17 protein-coding genes are annotated in these 20,693 nt (G+C 32.7%); 13 read left to right on the forward strand and 4 right to left on the reverse strand.

Annotated features, from left to right (window positions below; genetic code table 11):
• The first annotated feature begins 33 nt into the window (after window positions 1-33).
• The 4 genes from WHD08_RS12875 (at window position 34) to WHD08_RS12890 (ending at window position 3,246) form a co-directional block, all read left to right on the forward strand.
• Window positions 34-264 carry a FeoA family protein gene (locus WHD08_RS12875; RefSeq protein ID WP_165731655.1) on the forward strand — a complete coding sequence of 77 codons (231 nt, stop codon included), beginning with the start codon at window positions 34-36 and terminating at the stop codon, window positions 262-264.
• Window positions 264-2,375 carry a ferrous iron transport protein B gene (gene feoB / locus WHD08_RS12880; protein ID WP_165731656.1) on the forward strand — a complete coding sequence of 704 codons (2,112 nt, stop codon included), beginning with the start codon at window positions 264-266 and terminating at the stop codon, window positions 2,373-2,375. Before WHD08_RS12875 ends, feoB begins: the two co-directional genes overlap by 1 nt.
• Window positions 2,375-2,488: a FeoB-associated Cys-rich membrane protein gene (locus tag WHD08_RS12885; RefSeq protein ID WP_165731657.1), complete on the forward strand. Its 114-nt coding sequence runs from the start codon at window positions 2,375-2,377 to the stop codon at window positions 2,486-2,488. Before feoB ends, WHD08_RS12885 begins: the two co-directional genes overlap by 1 nt.
• A gap of 188 nt (window positions 2,489-2,676) precedes the next feature.
• Window positions 2,677-3,246 carry a DUF2911 domain-containing protein gene (locus WHD08_RS12890; RefSeq protein WP_208890547.1) on the forward strand — a complete coding sequence of 190 codons (570 nt, stop codon included), beginning with the start codon at window positions 2,677-2,679 and terminating at the stop codon, window positions 3,244-3,246.
• 185 nt (window positions 3,247-3,431) lie between these two features.
• Here WHD08_RS12890 and WHD08_RS12895 read toward each other — a convergent pair whose 3' ends face one another.
• Window positions 3,432-3,800 carry an SPOR domain-containing protein gene (locus WHD08_RS12895; protein WP_165731659.1) on the reverse strand — a complete coding sequence of 123 codons (369 nt, stop codon included), beginning with the start codon at window positions 3,798-3,800 and terminating at the stop codon, window positions 3,432-3,434.
• 194 nt (window positions 3,801-3,994) lie between these two features.
• On the opposite strand from WHD08_RS12895, the gene WHD08_RS12900 reads away from it, so the two are divergent.
• The 8 genes from WHD08_RS12900 (at window position 3,995) to WHD08_RS12935 (ending at window position 15,358) form a co-directional block, all read left to right on the forward strand.
• The gene (locus tag WHD08_RS12900; RefSeq protein WP_208890546.1) at window positions 3,995-5,302 is read left to right on the forward strand and encodes a cytochrome c3 family protein; all 1,308 of its coding nucleotides are present in this window, start codon (window positions 3,995-3,997) and stop codon (window positions 5,300-5,302) included.
• An 82-nt stretch (window positions 5,303-5,384) separates the two neighbouring features.
• Window positions 5,385-8,447, forward strand: coding sequence for a TAT-variant-translocated molybdopterin oxidoreductase (locus WHD08_RS12905; RefSeq protein WP_208890545.1), 3,063 nt, complete (start codon window positions 5,385-5,387; stop codon window positions 8,445-8,447).
• A gap of 77 nt (window positions 8,448-8,524) precedes the next feature.
• Window positions 8,525-9,979 carry an NrfD/PsrC family molybdoenzyme membrane anchor subunit gene (gene nrfD / locus WHD08_RS12910; RefSeq protein WP_165731662.1) on the forward strand — a complete coding sequence of 485 codons (1,455 nt, stop codon included), beginning with the start codon at window positions 8,525-8,527 and terminating at the stop codon, window positions 9,977-9,979.
• 2 nt (window positions 9,980-9,981) lie between these two features.
• Window positions 9,982-10,509 (forward strand): DUF3341 domain-containing protein, encoded by a 528-nt coding sequence (locus tag WHD08_RS12915; RefSeq protein ID WP_165731663.1) that lies wholly within the window; start codon window positions 9,982-9,984, stop codon window positions 10,507-10,509.
• A 10-nt stretch (window positions 10,510-10,519) separates the two neighbouring features.
• A complete protein-coding gene (locus tag WHD08_RS12920; RefSeq protein WP_205860218.1) occupies window positions 10,520-11,062 on the forward strand; it encodes a c-type cytochrome in 543 nt (180 codons plus the stop codon).
• Between the two features lie 28 nt (window positions 11,063-11,090).
• Complete coding sequence (locus WHD08_RS12925) at window positions 11,091-12,497, forward strand: quinol:cytochrome C oxidoreductase (protein WP_208890544.1); 1,407 nt, start codon at window positions 11,091-11,093, stop codon at window positions 12,495-12,497.
• A 38-nt stretch (window positions 12,498-12,535) separates the two neighbouring features.
• Window positions 12,536-13,552, forward strand: coding sequence for a cytochrome c oxidase subunit II (locus WHD08_RS12930; RefSeq protein ID WP_208890543.1), 1,017 nt, complete (start codon window positions 12,536-12,538; stop codon window positions 13,550-13,552).
• Window positions 13,553-13,576: 24 nt separating this feature from the next.
• Complete coding sequence (locus WHD08_RS12935) at window positions 13,577-15,358, forward strand: cytochrome c oxidase subunit I (protein ID WP_208890542.1); 1,782 nt, start codon at window positions 13,577-13,579, stop codon at window positions 15,356-15,358.
• A 482-nt stretch (window positions 15,359-15,840) separates the two neighbouring features.
• Here the strand turns inward: WHD08_RS12935 and WHD08_RS12940 are convergent, their stop codons facing one another.
• From WHD08_RS12940 to WHD08_RS12950, 3 genes are all read right to left on the reverse strand, one after another.
• Window positions 15,841-16,506, reverse strand: a complete 666-nt coding sequence (locus WHD08_RS12940) for a LysE family translocator (RefSeq protein WP_208890541.1) — start codon at window positions 16,504-16,506, stop codon at window positions 15,841-15,843.
• A 459-nt stretch (window positions 16,507-16,965) separates the two neighbouring features.
• Complete coding sequence (locus tag WHD08_RS12945; RefSeq protein WP_208890540.1) at window positions 16,966-18,012, reverse strand: ferredoxin--NADP reductase; 1,047 nt, start codon at window positions 18,010-18,012, stop codon at window positions 16,966-16,968.
• A gap of 14 nt (window positions 18,013-18,026) precedes the next feature.
• Window positions 18,027-19,016, reverse strand: a complete 990-nt coding sequence (locus WHD08_RS12950; RefSeq protein WP_208890539.1) for an aspartate-semialdehyde dehydrogenase — start codon at window positions 19,014-19,016, stop codon at window positions 18,027-18,029.
• Between the two features lie 641 nt (window positions 19,017-19,657).
• Between WHD08_RS12950 and WHD08_RS12955 the strand changes: the two genes are divergently transcribed.
• On the forward strand, window positions 19,658-20,689 hold the full coding sequence (locus WHD08_RS12955; RefSeq protein ID WP_208890538.1) for a rhodanese-related sulfurtransferase: 1,032 nt from the start codon (window positions 19,658-19,660) through the stop codon (window positions 20,687-20,689).
• Window positions 20,690-20,693: the final 4 nt, after the last annotated feature.

A 20,693-nucleotide genomic window follows, 5' to 3' on the forward strand; every position in this document is an offset into this window, starting at 1 on the left:
AAATGATTATATTTGCCTTCCAAATAAAATTCATTGAGCACAATAGCTACATTACGTAAGGGAGAGATAGGATATATTTCTGAAGAGTCTTTAGATTTTATTCCTTTAAAATTGTTAGAAATGGGCTGTCTACCAGGAGCTGAGGTTCAGTTAGTTCAAATAGCGCCATTAAAAGACCCCTTGTATATTTGCGTAAACGGTAGTCATTTGGCAATAAGAATAGAAACAGCTTCTAAAATTCGAATCCTTAAAGCGCATTTATAATGTCTAAAAATGATATAAAGGTTGCTTTAATAGGGAACCCAAATACCGGAAAAACATCACTTTTCAATCAACTTACAGGTTTAAATCAGAAAGTTGGAAATTACCCGGGAATTACTGTTGATAAAAAAAATGGAGTTAGTAAGCTATCTGCTACTCAGAATGCAATTATTACAGATTTACCAGGTACCTATAGTATAAATCCTACTTCTTTAGACGAGAGTATTGTTTTAAAGACCTTGTTAAAAAAGGATATTAAAGAATCTCCAGATGTTATTTTGGTGGTTGCAGATGTAGAGAATTTAAAAAGAAATTTACTCCTTTTTTCTCAAATTAAAGATTTAGAAATTCCAACAGTTTTGGCAATCAATATGGTTGACCAAATGAACAGAAAAGGAATTACTATCGATTTATCTTTATTAAAGAAAGAATTAAATACAGAGGTAGTTTTAATTAGTGCAAGAAAAAATGAGGGAATAGATGATGTAAAAGCGGCAATTATTCGTTGTCATGTTGCTGCAAAAGCTTCTCCTTTATGTGGAATTAATCATCAGATTGATCCAGATTATTTTGATAAGTTAAAAGAAATTAGCCCTAATTATTCTTTGTATGAATTATGGTTGATGGTAACGCAGAATAATTATCCAGACACAATTTCATCAGAAGAAAAACAAAAATTACTTAACTTTAAAAAAGACGTTTCTAAGTTGAAAAAGTATCAACATAAAGAAACTATTTATCGTTATCAAGAAATTAATAAAATACTTAAAAAGACCTATATAGTAGATAAAACCAAAGCCAAAGACCTTCGTGGTAGGCTAGATAGGGTTTTTACGCATAAGGTTTTTGGTTATTTTTTCTTTGTATTTTTATTGTTGATTATCTTCCAATCTGTTTTCGATTGGGCTTCAGTACCTATGGATTTTATAGATACTAGTTTTGCTCAAATTGCAGATTTTGCAAAAAGTAATCTGCCAAATGGAGTACTTACAGATCTGTTAACAGAAGGGATAATACCGGGTATTGGAGGTGTCATTATATTTATTCCACAAATTGCCATTCTATTTTTATTTATCTCAGTTTTAGAAGAAACGGGGTATATGAGTCGTGTGGTGTTTTTAATGGATAAAATTATGCGCCGATTTGGAATGAATGGTAAGAGTGTAATTCCGTTAATTTCTGGAACTGCTTGTGCAATTCCTGCAATTATGGCAACTAGAACAATTGCTAGTTGGAAAGAGCGATTAATTACTATTTTGGTAGTGCCGTTTACTACGTGTTCTGCGCGTTTACCTGTGTATGCTATTTTAATTTCTTTAATTATTCCTGATACAAAAATCTTTGGATTCTTAAATTTACAAGGTGTAGTTTTGTTATTGTTATACGGATTAGGGTTTGCAACAGCAGTGATAGCAGCTTATATATTGCATAAAACGTTAAAGATAAAATCGAAGTCGTTTTTTGTGGTAGAAATGCCAAATTATAAATTACCATCTGTTAAGAATGTCTTTTATGAGGTAGTTGAAAAAACAAAATCGTTTGTTTTAGAAGCAGGGAAAATCATTTTAGCTTTGTCTATCGTTTTATGGTTTTTAGCATCAAATGGGCCAGCTTCTTTTGAGAACGCTGAGAAAAATACGATTGAAAATGTTGCTAACCAGGGTTTAACAGATCAAGAGTTACAGCAAAAAATAGCCTCTGTAAAGTTAGAGAATTCTTATATTGGTATTCTTGGTAAAACAATAGAGCCATCTATTAGACCTTTAGGGTATGATTGGAAAATTGGAATTGCCTTAATTACATCTTTTGCCGCACGAGAAGTGTTTGTAGGTACGCTGGCAACCATTTATAGTGTAGAAGCAGATGATGAAAATACATCTACGATTAAAGAAAAGATGAGGTCAGAAATAAATCCAGATACCGGTGGTAAAAGATTTAATTTCCCTGTCGGAATGTCTTTAATGGTTTTTTATGCCTTTGCAATGCAGTGTATGGCTACTTTAGCTATTGTAAAGCGTGAAACGAAAACTTGGAAATGGCCATTGATCCAATTGTTCGGAATGGGCTTAATGGCATATGTTGCTTCATTTATAACCTATCAAATTTTAAGTTAATGCAAGAAATTATAGCATATATATTAGTTGTTTTAGCCGTAGCTTTTTTATTAAGAAAATATGTTTTTCCTTCTAAAAAAAAGAAAGGATGTAGCGCTGGTTGTGGTTGTTAATTCGCTTTTTTATAACCATTTAAGATATTTTTCTACTACAAATTTTCATGAAATGAGGATGTCAGTTTGTGTCTGCTTAATTCCTTTTATTACCGCTTCATTATGTTTAACATGAAATTAGTAAAATAAGATTGTAAGATTTTTTATTTTTGATGACTGATCTTTATATCACCTCATAAATTATAAAAATGAAAAAAACAATTCTATTATTTGCTGTTCTTGTACTTTCAATTATTTCATCAACAGATACTTATGCTCAAAAATTTCCAAGATTAGATGTGAGTCCTTTAGATGTTGCTGCCTACCCAAGTGATTGGAGGAATTCTGATAAGTTAGTAAGAGTTATTTACGGAAGACCACAATTAAAAGGAAGAGCATTGTCTTCTTTGGCTGAGGTTTCAGATAAAGGCGTTTGGAGAACTGGTGCTAATGAAGCTTCTGAAATTACTTTTTTTAAGGATGTTTTATTTGGAGGAGAAAGCGTAAAAGCGGGTACGTATACTTTGTTTTCGGTTCCTGGTGATAAAGAGTGGACACTGATTCTTAGTAATGTTAGAAACGTATGGGGACATTATACTTATGATGAAAAGGATGATGTTATTAGAGTTTCTGGTAAAGTTTCTGAATCTGAAAAAAGTATTGAAGCTTTTTCAATTGTTTTTAATGAAGTTGAAGGTAACGCGGTTACCATGCATTTAGGTTGGGGTAATACGGTAGTTTCCGTTTCCTTGGAAGAAGAAGTTGATTTAGAAGAATAGGTTTTCTTATTACAGTCTTGGTAGAGTATTAAAGCTTTACTGCTTACTTTAGATAGTTGGTCGTTTACTTCCATGTAAAACCTACTTAAGTATGTAATATTAAAAAGCTTCATTATTTTGTTTTCTTATTAGAGAGCAAAATAATGAAGCTTTTTTAATTACTTTTAATGTGTTTTTTGTATTATTTACTTCCCCATTGGAATTACAATAATTCCAGAGAATTTTTCTTGAAATTTTATTAGATCTTTATCAGCCTCTAATTTTGTTTTGTAATTACCCACTTGTACTTTCCATTCTGGAGCGTAATAAACTAGTTTCGAGAAATTTCCGGGAAATTCTGCTCTAAAACGAGCCATAAACTGTCTTGCTTTTGATTCGTTTCCGTTGTAAAGTTGAATTCTATATCCAAACCCAAAAGTGCTATTAAAACTTCTTTTTTTAGAAACAATATCCTTTATTTCTGCAGATTCATTTGTGCTATTTTGTGAGAAAGAATTGTAACTTGTTGCTAATAAAACAATCAAAAACGAGAGTGTTGTTAATTTACTTTTCATGCTTAATTTTATTTTGTACAAAAATAACGACTAGTTTAGGAATAAATTAGATTAAACGCTTATTTAGAATAATTATAAATTATGTTTTACATTCTTTTAGCTTTTCAAACCTTAGGAAGAAGTATTACTTTTGTCAAACGGAAAAAAATGACTTTTGTCATTTTATATTAGATATTTTTAATCAAAGTTTAAATATGAAAAGTGTAGAACTGCACAATAGACTAACCACATTACTTCTTAAAAGTATTACTTTTCTCCTAATTTTTGCATTCAGTGTATCTGCTTATTCACAAGATATAGATGAGGCACGCCAAAAAGAAGGGAAAAAATTATTTAAATCGTTATGTGCTTCTTGTCACAAGTTAGATAAGAAATTAATTGGACCAGCTTTGGCTGGTGTCGAGGAAAGAAGAGAAAATGATTGGTTACATTCTTGGATTAAAAATAATGCAGAATTAAGAGCTACTGGAGATTCAGATGCTAATGCAATTTTTGACGAGTACAATGGAGCTGCAATGTCTGCTTTCCCTCAGTTAACTGATCAGAATGTAGATGATATTTTATATTATACTACTGTAGGTGAGCTTAAAAAAGTAGGAGAAGTAGCGGCAGGTGATGCTTCTGCAAATGTTTCTTCTGCAGGTGCTCCAGGTTGGTTAATATATGTACTGTCTGCTGCTATTATAGTTGCTTTTTTAATGATTGCTAGTTTGTTAAAACAAGTAAGTGAATTAAAAGGTGATACTGCTGCAGGAGAAGATTCAAATCTTAAAAGAGATTTACATGAGCTTTGGGCGGGTATAATGAAAAATACTTTCTTAAAGGTTTTAACTACTATATTTTTAGTGTTAATTGGTATTTATGTCTTATTCGGATTCTTATTTCAGGTAGGGGTGGATGAAGGGTATCAACCTATTCAGCCAATTGCATTTTCACATAAAATACATGCAGGAGATAATAAGATAGATTGTCAATATTGTCACTCTTCGGCAAAACATAGTAAAACATCTGGTATACCATCAGTAAATGTTTGTATGAATTGTCACTTAAATATTTCTGAAGTTGCAGATGATACTGTTGTAGAATTAGGAGATGGAGTTGTTCTTGGAAAAGAAGAATTAGATCTTGAAATTGCAAAGATTTATACAGCCGCTGGTTGGGATGCAGATAACTTAGAGTATACAGGTGAAACGGCTCCAATTAAATGGGTGAGAGTTCATAATTTACCAGATTTCGTTTATTACAATCACTCACAGCACGTAACAGTTGCAGGTATCGATTGTCAAAAATGTCATGGACCTGTAGAGGAAATGGATGAGTTGTATCAACATGCTCCTTTAACAATGGGTTGGTGTATAGATTGTCATAAAGACACTAAAGTGGATTTAAAAGGTAATGATTATTACAAGAAAATTCATGAAGATTTGGCAAAGAAATACAATGTAGATCAAGTTACCATTTCACAGTTAGGTGGTAAGGAGTGTGGTAAATGTCACTACTAATTAAAAAGAATTAAAAATTAAAAGGTTACAAAACTGGGGGTTTTCTAGTTTGAATCTTTCAATCATTAAATAAAAAGTATAAATGGCTTCAGACAAAAAATACTGGCAAAGTGTTGAGGAACTTAAAGGTAGTTCTATTGTTGAAACGTTAAGTAAAAACGAATTTGTGGAAGAACTTCCATCAGATGAGTTTTTAGGTGATAAAGAAACTTTAGAGAATTCTTCTACTTCACGTAGAGACTTTTTAAAATATGTTGGTTTTACTACAGCTGCAGCTTCATTAGCAGCTTGTCAGGGACCCGTTAGAAAGGCTATTCCTTATGTTGTAAAACCAGACGATATCATTGCTGGTATTGCAGATTGGTACGCAACTTCAATGGCAGATGGTTATGATTTTGCAAATGTGTTGGTAAAAACACGCGAAGGGCGCCCTATTCAAATTATGCCTAATAAAGAAGCGGACGGAACAACAAGTGCGAGAGTACAAGCTTCTGTTTTATCTTTATATGATGAACAATTACGTTTAAAAGAACCTCAAGATAAAGAAGCTTTTTTAACTTGGGCAGATGCTGATTCTAAAATTGGTGCAAAATTAAGCGAGTTAAAAGAGGCAAATAAACCTGTTGTATTATTAACAGGTACAATGGCAAGTCCGTCTACGGATAAAGTTATTGAAGGCTTTATTGCTGCAAACCCAAATGTAAAACATGTTGTTTATGATGCAGTTTCAGAATCTGGAGCGGCAGATGCTTTTATGGCAATGTACGGTAAACGTGTGTTACCAAATTATCATTTAGAAAATGCAAAAACAATTGTTTCTTTTGGTGCTGATTTTCTTGGAGATTTCCACGGAGGTTTAGAGAAGAAATATATTGCTGGTAGAAAACCAGAAAAAGGATATATGTCTTACCATGTACAGGTAGAGAGTAATATGTCTTTAACAGGTGCTAATTCTGATAAAAGAGTGGTTGTAAAACCATCTGACCAGGTATTTGCATTGTTAAATTTATACAACGCTATTACAGGAGCAAATGTTCCTTCTAAAGCAACTTCTGTAGATGCAACTATTAAAAAATTAGCTTCAGATTTAAAGAAAGCTGGTCCTAAAGGTGTTGTCTTAACAGGATTGAATGATAAAAATGCACAATTAATCTCATTAGCGATTAATAAGGCATTAAATAGTGAAATTATTGATACAAAAAATACGCTAAACATCCGTAAAGGAAATGATGCTGAAGTTGCTCAATTAGTTTCAGATATGAAAGCTGGTAAAGTATCAGGATTAATTGCATACAATGTAGATCCTGTATATTCATTATCAAATGCATCAGATTTTTCTGAAGGATTAGGTAAACTAGAAATTTCAGTAGCATTGTCTACAGAACATAACAGCACTACTGCTTTAATGGATTATGCATTACCAACTCCACACTTTTTAGAGTCTTGGGGAGATGCACAGTTCGATTCTGTAACGTATGGTTTAATGCAACCAACAATTCAACCATTATTTAATACACGTCAGGTTCAAGATACGTTATTAAAATGGTCTGGAGATACTACAAAATATTACGATTATTTAAAAACATACGCAGCTACCAATGTTTTAGGTGGTGCTTCATGGAACAAAGCTTTACATAATGGTTTTTTCAAAAAAGACCTTTCTTTAGAAGAAGAGGGAGAAGTTTTTGAATCTACTGTTGTAATTTCTGATATTGCATCAAAATTAGCAAGTTCAGCGAAGAAAGCTTCTGGTTTTGAATTAAACTTATATACTAAAACAGGTTTAGGAGACGGTAAACAAGCAAACAATCCTTGGTTACAAGAATTTCCAGACCCTATTACAAGAGCTTCTTGGGATAATTACTTAATGATGTCTATGGCAGATGCCAGAGAATTAGGTTTTTCTAATCCTGTAAAAGATAACGGTGCTATTAATGGTGATTACGCCAAAGTATCTGTTAATGGTGTTGATGTTATTGTTCCAGTAATGGTACAACCAGGTCAGGCTATTGGTTCTGTAGGTTTAGCATTAGGTTATGGTAAAACTTTTGGTTTAAAAGACGAAATGAAAGTTGGTGTTAATGGATATCCATTATACATTAACGGAAACAATATTCAGTACGGAGTTACAATAGAAAAAGTATCTGGCACCCATAAATTTGCTTGTACACAAGTACAAAAAACAATTGCAGGTCGTCATGATATTTTAAAAGTAGCTTCTTTAAAAGAGGTAGTAAGTAGTGTAGATCCAAAACATTCTTGGAACAAGCCTGCTTTTGTATCTTATGATCATCAAGAAGTTGAAGCAAAATCTATAGATTTATGGGAAGAGCACAATAGAGAAGTTGGTCATCACTTTAACTTATCAATAGATTTATCATCTTGTACAGGTTGTGGTGCGTGTGTTATAGCATGTCATGCAGAAAACAATGTGCCAGTTGTAGGTAAAAATGAGGTTAGAGTTGGTAGAGATATGCACTGGTTGCGTATCGATAGATATTACTCTTCTGAGGTTGCAACAAGAGAAGAAGCGAAAGCAATGGGCTTAAGCGGTGGAGACTTGTATAAAGCGATAGAAACTGAAGCAGAAAATCCAGAGGTTACTTTTCAACCAATGATGTGTCAGCACTGTAATCATGCTCCTTGTGAGACTGTTTGTCCAGTTGCAGCAACATCTCATGGTCGTCAAGGTCAAAACCAAATGGCATATAATAGATGTGTTGGTACAAGATATTGTGCAAACAACTGTCCTTATAGAGTTCGTCGTTTTAACTGGTTCCAGTATTCTAATAACAAAGAGTTTGACTTCAATATGAATAATGACTACGGTAAAATGGTTTTAAACCCAGATGTTGTAGTTCGTTCTAGAGGGGTTATGGAAAAATGTTCTATGTGTATTCAAATGACACAAGCAACAATTCTAAAAGCTAAAAAAGAAGGAAGAGCTGTTAATACAGATGAGTTTGAAACAGCTTGTTCATCAGCTTGTACAACAGGTGCTATGGTTTTTGGAGACATAAATAACGAAAAAGACGAAGTAGCAGCATTAGCAGAAGACAAGAGAGCTTATCACGTATTAGATTACTTACAAACGAAACCGAATGTAGTATATCAAGTGAAAGTTAGAAATACAAACGAAGCGTAAGAAAATTTTAAATTGAAAACTCAAAGTTAAAGGACTTTGAAAGTTTAAAAACTATAATTAAACTAAGTAATAAAAATATGTCTCATTACGAAGCACCCATAAGGGAACCTTTAGTACTAGGTGATAAAAGTTATCACGATATTACAGAAGACATTGCAAAACCTATTGAAGGAGTTGCAAATAAAAATTGGTACATAGCATTTTATATCTCTTTGGCTGCAACGCTTTGGGGATTTGGATGTATTTTTTACACCATAGGTACTGGTATTGGAGTTTGGGGATTGAACAAGAACATTGGTTGGGCTTGGGATATTACAAACTTTGTATGGTGGGTAGGTATTGGTCACGCAGGAACACTAATTTCTGCAGTACTATTATTATTCCGTCAAAAATGGAGAATGGCAATTAACCGTTCTGCAGAAGCAATGACAATTTTCGCCGTTTTTCAAGCAGGATTGTTTCCATTGATTCACATGGGTAGACCATGGAATGGATACTGGGTACTGCCAATGCCAAATCAATTTGGTTCGTTATGGGTAAACTTTAACTCACCATTATTATGGGATGTTTTTGCAATATCAACGTATTTATCTGTATCATTAGTTTTCTGGTGGACAGGTTTATTACCAGATTTTGCAATGATTAGAGATAGAGCTGTGAAGCCTTTCCAAAAGAAAATATATGCTTTATTATCATTCGGTTGGTCTGGTAGAGCAAAAGACTGGCAACGTTTTGAAGAAGTATCTTTGGTACTTGCAGGTTTAGCAACACCATTAGTACTTTCTGTACATACAATTGTATCTATGGATTTTGCTACTTCTATTAACCCAGGTTGGCACTCAACTATTTTCCCTCCTTATTTCGTAGCAGGAGCAATCTTTTCTGGATTTGCAATGGTACAAACGTTATTAGGAATAATGAGAAAAGTTACTAACTTAGAAGATTACATTACACGTATGCACATTGAGTATATGAACATTGTAATTATCTTAACAGGTGGTATTGTAGCTGTAGCGTATGCAACTGAGTTCTTTATTGCTTGGTATACAGGTTCACCTTATGAGAACTATACCTATTTATCTGTAGGTGCTGCAACGGGGCCTTATGCTTGGGCATTCTGGTCACTAATATTATTCAATATTATTACACCACAGTTATTATGGATTAAGAAATTTAGAAGAAGTTTTGTAATTACTTTTATTATTTCTATTGCAATTAACATTGGTATGTGGTTTGAGCGTTTCGATATTATAGCAATTGTATTAAGTAAAGGTCATTTACCATCTACATGGTGGCGTTTTGAACCTACGTTTGTAGATGTTGGTATTTTTGTGGGAACTATAGGTTTCTTTGGTGTATTATTCTTATTATACGCAAGAACATTCCCAGTAATTGCACAAGCGGAAGTAAAAACAATTTTAAAATCTTCTGGAGAGTTTTACAAGAAGAGAAGAGAACAAGGTATACCAACTAAACCAGCTATTAATGTAGCAAACGTAGCAGGTACAACTGATAAATCTAATAAAGAATAATTATGGAATCATCAAAAGTTATTCACGCATTTTATAATGATGACGAAGTTCTAATGGACGCAGTGAAAGCTGTTAAAGCAGAACATCTTCATATAGAAGAAGTATTTTGTCCTTTTCCAGTTCACGGTTTAGACAAAGCAATGGGATTAGCACCAACAAGATTAGCAATTACTGCGTTCTTATACGGAATTACAGGATTAGCATTTGCTATTTGGATGACTAATTACATGATGATTCAAGATTGGCCACAAGATATTGGTGGTAAGCCAAACTTTTCTTGGTGGGCAAACATGCCTGCGTTTGTGCCAATTATGTTTGAATTAACAGTGTTTTTTGCAGCCCACTTAATGGTAATTACTTTTTATATGAGAAGTAGATTATGGCCATTTAAAGAAGCTGAGAACCCAGATCCAAGAACTACAGATGATCATTTTTTAATGGAAATCCCTGTAAACAACAACGAAGCTAAAATTATTGATTTATTAGCTAGTACAGGAGCTGTGGAAATTAATGTAGTAGACAAGCACTAATATATAGAAAATGAAGAATTTTAAATTAATTATCGCTTTATTTACGCTTACAAGTATCATTTCTTGTAATGATAAAACTAAGCCGCAATTACAATTTATGCCAGATATGTACGTATCTGTGCCTTATGATGTAAATGGAGCCAATGGTCTTAACGGAGAACCTGTAAACATTAAACCTGTTGCAGGGACAATTGCAAGAGGCGGACATGCTACTTATGATATCCCTAATACAAATGAAGGATATGAATTGTCTAAACTTACGGTTACTAATCCGTTAGAAACTACAGAAGAAAGTTTAGCAAATGGAAAAGCAATGTACGAGATCTATTGTGCAACGTGTCATGGAAAAGCAGGAGATGGTAATGGAGTTTTATCTCAAAGAGATAAATTTTCTGGTATCCCTAATTATAAAGATAGAGATATTAACACAGGGAGTATTTATCATGTAATTATGCACGGTAAAAACTTAATGGGTTCACATGCATCTCAAACAACGTATACAGAGCGTTGGCAAATAGTACAGTACGTAGAAAAATTACGTTCAGAATTATAATTTCAATTAGAAAGAATACGAAAAAGATATGTATCAATTCTCAGGTAAATTAAAAACATTCTCATTAGCACTAATACTTATTGGTTTAGTGGGAATTGGTTATGGTTTTTATTCAGCTCCTAAAACAGTTGAAGAAGCTAAAGAAATTATTGCACAACAGGCTTCACATGGTGATAGTCATGCTACTTCTCATGAAGAAGTTAGTGCTGATGGGCATAAAAGTGAAGCACATGGTGAAAGCCATGCTTCAGTAGATGGATCTCATGATGACGCACATGCTGAACATGTTTTACATCAGTTAAAAAATAAACCATGGTCTGCAGTATATGTAGCATTGTTTTTCTTTTTAGGAATTACTTTATTGGTATTAGCTTTTTATGCAATTCAAAGAGTTGCGCAAGCGGGTTGGTCTATACTTTTGTTTAGGGTAATGGAAGCAATTACTGCTAACTTAGTACCAACTTCAATTGTAATGGTTCTTATAGTAATTTCGGCTGTAATGCATTGGAATCATATGTTTCCATGGATGGCAGAAGGAGTATTTGATCCTACAAGTCCTAATTATGATCCTATTGTAGATGGTAAATCTTGGTGGATAAACGTACCAGGTTGGGCTATTAGAAGTATTATATATTTAGCTTTATGGAATGCATACAGATGGTTTATCCGTAGAAATTCTATTAAAGAAGATACGGCAAATGATGGTGGAAAAACATATAAGTTGAGTTATAATGCGTCTGTTGCTTTTATCTTCGTATTTATGATAACTGAAACAATGATGTCTTGGGATTGGATTATGGGATTAGACCCTCACTGGTTCTCTACATTATTCGGTTGGTATGTTTTATCTAGTTTATTAGTAAGTGCATTAACAGTAATTGCACTAGTAACAATATACTTACGTTCTAAAGGAGCTTTACCTGGTGTAAACGATAGTCATATTCATGATTTAGCAAAATATATGTTTGGTTTTTCTATATTCTGGACGTACTTATGGTTTTCTCAATTTATGTTAATCTGGTATGCAGATATTCCAGAGGAGACTACTTATTTTGCGATGAGATTTAATGAATATAACTTTCCTTTCTTAGCAATGGTAGTAATGAACTTTGCTTTTCCAGTATTGTTATTATTAAACAGTGACTTTAAAAGTATTCCTTGGTTTATCGTTATTGGAGGTGTTGCAATTCTTTGCGGACATTATATAGATATTTTTGTAATGGTTATGCCTGGTACTGTTGGAGCTCAATGGTCTTTCGGTATCCCTGAAATTGGAGCAATATTGTTCTTCTTAGGAGTCTTTATATATGCTACTTTTAGTTCTTTTGCAAAAGCAAGTGCTATACCAACTGGTAATCCTTTCATAGAAGAAAGTAAACATTACCACTATTATAATATTGAACACAGAGGAGAAGGTTCAGGAGATCATCATTAATAAATAATTTGAATTAAAATAATTAAGACGAGATAAATATGCTAGCTCTATTTTATATTTTTATAGCTGTTGCAATCGGTGTAAGTTTTTGGCAAATAACCAGAATATTAAACTTAAGAAGCGTAATCGCTACTGATAAAGACAACGCAACCCAAGGTAGAAATGCCATTTACTTTATGGTTTTTTTATATGCAATGATGATTTATTGTTTAATCTTCATGAATGTTGTAATGTTACCAGAATCTGCTTCTTATGAAGGAGAACATGATGATAACCTTTTTGATATTACATTTTGGTTAATTGGTATTGTTCAATTTTTAATGCAATTCTTAATCTTCTATTTTACCTTTAAGTATAAAGGAGAGAAAGGAAAGAAAGCAAAATTCTATTCAGATAGTCACAAATTAGAGGCTATTTGGACCATTACTCCAGCTGTTGTTTTAGTTGTTTTAATTGGTTATGGATTATGGCAATGGAATAACATTATGGATTTATCTGACTTAGAAGATCCTGTAGTGATAGAGGTTTATGCTCAGCAATTTAGATGGGATGCTCGTTATGCAGGTGAAGATAATACGTTAGGTTTAGGAAACGTAAACTATATTAAAGGTATGAACACTATTGGTGTTGATATGGATGATAAAAATGCTTTAGATGATAAACAAGTAACTGAATTGTATTTACCTAAAGGTAGAAAAGTTCATTTCAAGTTTCGTTCTCAAGACGTTTTACACTCCGCTTATATGCCTCACTTTAGAGCGCAAATGAATTGTGTACCAGGTATGGTTACTGAATTTGGTTTTACTCCAAAATATACTACTGCAGAGATGAGACAACAATCTGAGGTAGTAGAGAAAACTGCAGGTATCAATAAAATAAGAAAAGCTAATGGAGAAGATCCTTATGAGTTTGATTATTTATTGCTATGTAATAAAATTTGTGGAGCTTCTCACTATAACATGCAAATGAAAATTACAGTTGTAGAGCAAGAAGAATATGACAAATGGATTGCAGAGCAACCAACATTAGCATCAGTTTTAAACAATAATAATTAAAAGACACTACAAATAAATAAGATTATGTCAGAACATCATCATAAAGAGACATTTGTAACAAAATATATTTTTAGCCAAGATCATAAAATGATTTCTAAGCAGTTCTTAGTAACTGGTATGTTTATGGGAATTATTGGGGTATTTATGTCTATGTTATTTCGTATGCAAATTGCATGGCCAGAAAAATCATTTTCTATAATTGAAGCATTTTTAGGAGATCACCAAACAGACGGTGTAATGAATCCAGATATGTACTTAGCTTTGGTAACAATACATGGTACTATAATGGTATTCTTTGTATTAACGGCAGGTTTAAGTGGTACATTTTCTAACTTATTAATACCATTGCAAATTGGAGCTAGAGATATGGCCTCTGGTTTTTTAAACATGGTTTCATACTGGATGTTCTTTGTTTCATGTATCATCATGGTGTGCTCTTTGTTTGTTGAAGCTGGTCCTGCAGCAGCAGGATGGACAATCTATCCTCCATTAAGTGCCTTACCACAAGCAATTCCAGGTTCTGGAATGGGTATGACATTATGGTTAGTTTCTATGGCTATTTTTATTGCATCCTCTTTAATAGGATCTTTAAACTATATAGCTACTGTTTTTAACTTAAGAACAAAAGGAATGAAAATGACAAGATTGCCTTTAACAATTTGGGCATTCTTTGTAACTGCCATTATTGGTGTAGTTTCTTTCCCTGTATTATTGTCTGCTTCTTTATTATTAATTTTTGATAGAAGTTTTGGTACTTCTTTCTATTTATCAGATATTTTTATTGCTGGTGAAGTTTTACATTATCAAGGTGGTTCTCCTGTATTATTCGAGCACTTATTTTGGTTCTTAGGTCACCCTGAGGTATATATTGTAATCTTACCTGCCATGGGTATTGTATCAGAAATTTTAGCAATCAATTCACGTAAGCCTATTTTTGGTTACCGTGCAATGATTGGTTCTATTATAGCAATTGCATTTTTATCTACAATTGTTTGGGGACACCATATGTTTGTATCAGGTATGAATCCTTTCTTAGGGTCTGTATTTACATTTACAACGTTATTAATTGCAATTCCATCTGCAGTAAAATCATTTAACTGGTTAACTACATTGTGGAAAGGTAATCTTCAATTAAACCCCGCCATGTTATTCTCTATCGGATTGGTTTCTACATTCGTTACAGGAGGTTTAACAGGTATTGTTTTAGGAGATTCAGCTTTAGATATTAATGTGCATGATACGTACTTTGTTGTAGCGCATTTCCACTTAGTAATGGGGGTTTCTGCTATTTTTGGAATGTTTGCTGGTGTGTATCACTGGTTTCCTAAAATGTATGGTAGAATGATGAATAAAACATTAGGATATTGGCATTTCTGGTTAAGCATCATTTGTGCTTACGGAGTTTTCTGGCCAATGCACTTTATAGGTTTAGCTGGTTTACCAAGAAGATATTATTCTAACACAGCATTTCCTATGTTCGATGATTTATCTGATATTAATATAGTAATTACATTGTTTGCCTTAGTTGGTGGTTTTGCTCAAATATTTTTTATTGCAAACTTCTTTATATCTATTTATAGAGGACAAAAAGCAACAATGAATCCTTGGAATGCAACTACTTTAGAATGGACAACTCCTGTAGATCATGTACACGGAAACTGGCCAGGGAAATTACCAGAAGTACATAGATGGGCATATGATTATAGTAAGCGTGTAGATCCAGAAGATGATGATAGTGCTTATTTACATGGTGAAGACTTTGTGTTACAAACTGTGCCATTATTAGAGGGTGAAGAACCTTCTTAGAAAATAAAATACATCATTTAGTTTTAAATGATATTTAAGATATAAAACCAGTGAATTTATTCACTGGTTTTTTTGTTTTTATAAGTGTTTATAGTATTCGTTAGAAAGTGTGGTTGTTGAGTGATTTTGTCTCTAATGAATTAATAAAGTATTTATATGTAGAAAAGCATAACAACTGAAGTAGAACAAGTTATTGTTAGCTGTTTTAGAGTTTATGATAGCTTACTAATGCGGCGTTTTTACTTTATAATAAATTCCATTAGGGATCAGAATAATAGGTCTTTAAAAGAGCTTTTTTAAAACTTTTCAAAACTTAAATAGTAGAATTTTTACACATGTAATTTAACATTAGTACTCAATTCAATGGCTGTTATTGTACAGAAATAGTATTCGTTATCATTAGAAAACTAAAGAGATATCAATTGATATAAATGTAAAGTATGATGCTTTGATGTATCGTTTTAATTTAATAAATGACGATTCTAACTGATAAAATTATCTATTTTATCATTAGGTATAAACCCTTTTAGAATTAAGAATACACCACAGATAATTAATATAATTCCCATAATTCTCTTTAGTCGATAGATTACTAAAGGAGTCATTTTGCTTTTTAGCTGTTTTGCCAAGAGTATTTTTCCAAGATCTGTAATTGCATAACCTAAAATTATGGTAGCAAAATACCAAAAGATACTGTTAGAATTCATGTTTAAAGTAGGTCCAATTACCAACACGGTACCTAACCAAAATGCTAACACCCCAATATTTATAAAGTTTAAAAAGTAACCTTTAAAAAACAGTTTTATATAATTGTTTTTAACAGGTACGACTATTGTTTCTGCAGATGCTAAAGCCTCTTTTTTGTTTTGTTTGTCAAAATAAGTTATTAGACCGTATACAATAAGAACAAGACCACCAATAAAGAATAGTCTAGGATCATCTTTAATTTTTTCTAAAAAAGATCTACTTCCAAAATATGCCATACATATAAAAGTAACATCACCCAAAAGTACACCAAGATCAAATGCAATTGCGGCTCTTGCTCCTTTTAATATACTAGTTTGAATAAGCATAAAAAAAACAGGTCCTATCATAAAAGCCATGAAAAAACCTATTAGAAAAGCATTTTTAAAGTCGTAAATATCCATTGGATAAAGGTAATTGTTTAATTACGATTTACCAATTATCAGTTTTTTAAATTGTCTTAGTAATGTAGCAAGTTTAAGTAGAATAATGTTGTCAGTTTTATGAGACTTCTCTCTAGGTTCCAAGTTACACGATTGTGATTTTTGGGGCGTTTAAAACTTATTTTACCAGATGGTTTTTTCATTCCACAGTTTGTCTTTTCGATCCTTTTGGAAGAAATTACATAAAGTAGTTAAACTTTGTGTGCTTACTTTTAATAGATTTTTTAATACTTTGAAGTGATATTCTTGCGATATGTAATACACATAACTGAATCCGCGTTAGGGATAGTAGCGACATCCTTTTTGTTTTTTAGCAAAAAGATATAGCGGAAAGCCCGCTCGAACGCCCAAAAAATAGTGTTATGTATAAAAGTTGATACCTACAAGGCTTTTGAAACCTTGCAGGACAACTAAATAATTTTAAACATCATCAAAATCTATAGAGATTTTTGAAGTTGTAGGATACGCTTGACAAGCTAAAACCAATCCTTCTTCAATTTCGCTATCTGTTAAAATGGAATTCTTAACCATAATAGCATTTCCTTCTGTAACTTTACACATACAAGTGCTGCAAACTCCGCCTTGGCAAGAATAAGGAGCATCTAAATTGTTACGTAAACTGGCCGATAAAAGATCGTCAGTTTGGTTCATAGTAAAAGTAGTTTCTTCATCATCTAGCATTACAATAACTTCTGTAGTACCTTCTTTTATCTCCGCTACAGCTTCTTCGTCTATAGAGGTTGTAAATAATTCAAAATGAATATTTCCTTTAGCAAAACCACGTTCTGTAAGTGTTGCAGAAACTTCATCAATCATACTTTCTGGTCCACATAAAAAGGCAGCATCAAAAGAAGTAGATTTGTAACTATTGTTAATGTAGAAATTGGTGTGTGCTTTGTCTATTCTGCCAAATAAAGAACCTTCTATCTGTTCTCGACTACAAATGTAGTGTAGGTTAAAACGATCTGGGTTTGCTTCTTTTAAAGCATCTAATTCATCTTTAAAAATAGTATCTGCAACAGTTTTGTTACCATAAATTAATGTAAAAGTAGACGAAACTTCGTTTTCTAATACATCTTTAACCATAGATAGAATTGGTGTAATACCAGATCCTGCAGCAAAAGCGATGTAGTTTTTATTAGGTTTTGTTTCTAATGTAAACAGACCTTCAGGTTCAGAAATTTCAATAAAATTTCCTTCTTTTAATTCTGTAGTTGCATACGTAGAAAAAGTACCATTCTCTACTGCTTTAATTGCTACTTTTAAATAAGAATCGCTAGGAGATGAACAAATAGAATAAGCTCTTCTAACTTCTTTACCGTTAATTGTTTTTTTAAGTGTTAAGTATTGCCCTGGATGAAAAGCAAACTTAGACTTTAAATTTCCGGGTATTTTAAATACAAGAGAAACCGCAGATGCGGTTTCTCTTATCACTTCGTGTATATTTACTTTATGAAATGTTGCCATTAAAAATGTTTATTTTATACCAAATTATTTGCAATTAAATATTCGGCAATTTGTATTGTGTTTGTAGCTGCACCTTTACGTAAGTTGTCTGCAACGATCCACAAATTTAAGGTATTTTCTTGAGATTCATCCCTTCTAATTCTACCAACAAAAACTTCATCCTTATCATGTGCATTTATTGCCATCGGATACACGTTGTTAGCCAAATCATCCTCTACAATTACACCAGGAGTTTCACTTAATATTTTACGAACTTCCGCTAAATCAAAGGCATTTTCAAACTGAACGTTTACAGCTTCAGAATGTCCACCCGCAGTAGGAATTCTAACCGCAGTTGCAGTAACAGAAAAAGAATCATCACGTAAAATTTTCTTAGGTTCCTTTACTAATTTCATTTCCTCTTTGGTGTATCCGTTTTCTAAGAAAACATCACAATGCGGAATTGCATTTCTACCAATTTTATGAGGATATGCCATTTCGCCATCTATACCAGCCTCTTCATTATCTAATTGTTGCACAGCTTTAACGCCAGAACCAGAAACAGATTGATATGTAGAAATAACTACACGTTTCATTTTATACTTTAAATGTAACGGAGATAAAACTGCTACTAACTGAATTGTAGAACAGTTAGGGTTTGCAATTATTTTATCGTCTTTTGTTAAAACGTCTCCATTAATTTCTGGAACCACTAATTTTTTTGTTGGGTCCATTCTCCAAGCAGAAGAATTGTCGATAACTGTTGTACCAACTTCAGCAAATTTAGGTGCCCATTCTACAGAAGTGTCTCCACCGGCAGAAAACAAAGCAACATCTGGCTTCATTTTTACAGCATCCTCTAAAGTAACTATGGTATATTCTTTCCCTTTATATGATAATTTCTTTCCAGCAGATCTTGCAGAAGCTACAGGAATTAATTCCGTTATTGGTAAGTTACGCTCTTCTAAAACTTTTAACATTACTGTGCCCACCATTCCAGTTGCACCTACTACAGCTATTTTCATCGCCTAAAAATTTAATATTATATTGAGTTGCAAATATCCTAAAAATTATAATTATATAAATCACTTAATCCCTTATAAATCAACCAAAGTTTAAAATTGAATCACAAATTTTTCTAATGTTTAAATTTAAACAGTTTGTGGTAATTTTTAAATAATAGGTTCTTTATTCTTTTGAAGCTATTTCCTGCTTTCACTACTCGCTTTTTTTGTAAAAAACAAAAAAGAGCTCAAACAAACCGTTCAATCAGGGCTAAACTTGTTTGCAGATTATTTGTTATATCCAAACTATATTGCGCATATAATTGGCTATTTTTATTACTGAGTAATTAATAATAAAAAAACACAAAAACCACAACAATTGTCACTTCGAACAGCGTGAGAAGTCACATAACAAGGATAACGTAACGTTGAACCCCGCTAACGCTAGTTTATAACGGGTGTTGTTAAAGATTGGTTCTGAAAGTAATTCGGGTACTCGTTACAAACGAGCACTATCAAAGCTAAACTTACCTGTTTACCAAGTAAAACCTATGAAATCCATGATATAAATCATAAAATCTCTTTCTAAAATCAGTAACTTTGCGGCTTATAAAAAAAACTGAAACGAGTTCAGTTTAAAACGTTAACCTAATTAGTATAGCATGCAACTGTACAATAAGTTAAGCGCAATAGAGCGCGCTGCATTAATAGACGAAGCTGGCAAAGACCGCTTAACAATTTCTTTTTATCAATATTTTAAGATAGAAAACCCACAATTATTTAGAGATAAGTTATTCTTAGAATGGAATGAACTCGATGTTTTAGGTCGAATTTATGTTTCATATGAAGGGATCAATGCTCAATTATCTGTTCCATCAGAAAACTTTTACGCTTTAAAAGACCAGTTAGACAGTATTTCTTTCTTAAAAGACATTCGTTTAAATGTTGCTGTAGAGCAAGACAATAAGTCTTTTTTAAAGCTGAAAGTAAAAGTGAGAAACAAAATTGTTGCCGATGGTTTAAATGACGAAACTTTTGATGTTACTGCCAAAGGTGTGCATTTAAATGCTGCGGAATTCAATGCAATGTTAGCAAACCCAGATACGGTTTGTGTAGACATGCGTAACCACTACGAAAGTGAAATTGGTCATTTTGATGGTGCTGTTACTCCAGATGTAGATACGTTTAGAGATTCTTTAGATATTATAGAAGAGGATTTGAAAGATAACAAAGAAGACAAAAATTTGTTGATGTATTGTACTGGCGGAATCCGTTGTGAAAAAGCATCAGCCTATTACAAACACAAAGGATTTAAAAACGTTTTTCAATTAGAAGGCGGAATTATAGAATACACACGTCAGGTAAAAGAAGAAGGCATCGAAAATAAATTTATTGGTAAAAACTTTGTGTTTGATCATAGAAGAGCAGAACGTATTACAGACGATGTAGTTTCTAACTGTCACCAATGTGGTAAAGCGTGTGACGAGCATACAAATTGTGCAAACGAAGCATGTCATTTATTATTTATTCAATGTGATGAATGTGCAGAAAGAACAGAAAACACTTGTTCTGCAGATTGCCAAGAAATAATTCAATTATCTTTTGAGGAGCAAAAGGAATTAAGAAAAGGAAAAGGAAACAGCAACAAAATCTTTAAGAAAGGTCGCTCTGAAGCTTTAAAATTTAAAAAATAAAGTC

This window comes from Polaribacter sejongensis (assembly GCF_038024065.1).
Classification (GTDB): domain Bacteria; phylum Bacteroidota; class Bacteroidia; order Flavobacteriales; family Flavobacteriaceae; genus Polaribacter; species Polaribacter sejongensis.

Bases quoted from the DNA above. Each gene is read 5' to 3' on its own strand.
- feoB (WP_165731656.1), top strand. From the start codon at position 264: ATGTCTAAAAATGATATAAAGGTTGCTTTAATAGGGAACCCAAATACC.
- WHD08_RS12885 (WP_165731657.1), top strand. From the start codon at position 2,375: ATGCAAGAAATTATAGCATATATATTAGTTGTTTTAGCCGTAGCTTTT.
- WHD08_RS12890 (WP_208890547.1), top strand. From the start codon at position 2,677: ATGAAAAAAACAATTCTATTATTTGCTGTTCTTGTACTTTCAATTATT.
- WHD08_RS12895 (WP_165731659.1), bottom strand. From the start codon at position 3,800: ATGAAAAGTAAATTAACAACACTCTCGTTTTTGATTGTTTTATTAGCA.
- WHD08_RS12900 (WP_208890546.1), top strand. From the start codon at position 3,995: ATGAAAAGTGTAGAACTGCACAATAGACTAACCACATTACTTCTTAAA.
- WHD08_RS12905 (WP_208890545.1), top strand. From the start codon at position 5,385: ATGGCTTCAGACAAAAAATACTGGCAAAGTGTTGAGGAACTTAAAGGT.
- nrfD (WP_165731662.1), top strand. From the start codon at position 8,525: ATGTCTCATTACGAAGCACCCATAAGGGAACCTTTAGTACTAGGTGAT.
- WHD08_RS12915 (WP_165731663.1), top strand. From the start codon at position 9,982: ATGGAATCATCAAAAGTTATTCACGCATTTTATAATGATGACGAAGTT.
- WHD08_RS12920 (WP_205860218.1), top strand. From the start codon at position 10,520: ATGAAGAATTTTAAATTAATTATCGCTTTATTTACGCTTACAAGTATC.
- WHD08_RS12925 (WP_208890544.1), top strand. From the start codon at position 11,091: ATGTATCAATTCTCAGGTAAATTAAAAACATTCTCATTAGCACTAATA.
- WHD08_RS12930 (WP_208890543.1), top strand. From the start codon at position 12,536: ATGCTAGCTCTATTTTATATTTTTATAGCTGTTGCAATCGGTGTAAGT.
- WHD08_RS12935 (WP_208890542.1), top strand. From the start codon at position 13,577: ATGTCAGAACATCATCATAAAGAGACATTTGTAACAAAATATATTTTT.
- WHD08_RS12940 (WP_208890541.1), bottom strand. From the start codon at position 16,506: ATGGATATTTACGACTTTAAAAATGCTTTTCTAATAGGTTTTTTCATG.
- WHD08_RS12945 (WP_208890540.1), bottom strand. From the start codon at position 18,012: ATGGCAACATTTCATAAAGTAAATATACACGAAGTGATAAGAGAAACC.
- WHD08_RS12950 (WP_208890539.1), bottom strand. From the start codon at position 19,016: ATGAAAATAGCTGTAGTAGGTGCAACTGGAATGGTGGGCACAGTAATG.
- WHD08_RS12955 (WP_208890538.1), top strand. From the start codon at position 19,658: ATGCAACTGTACAATAAGTTAAGCGCAATAGAGCGCGCTGCATTAATA.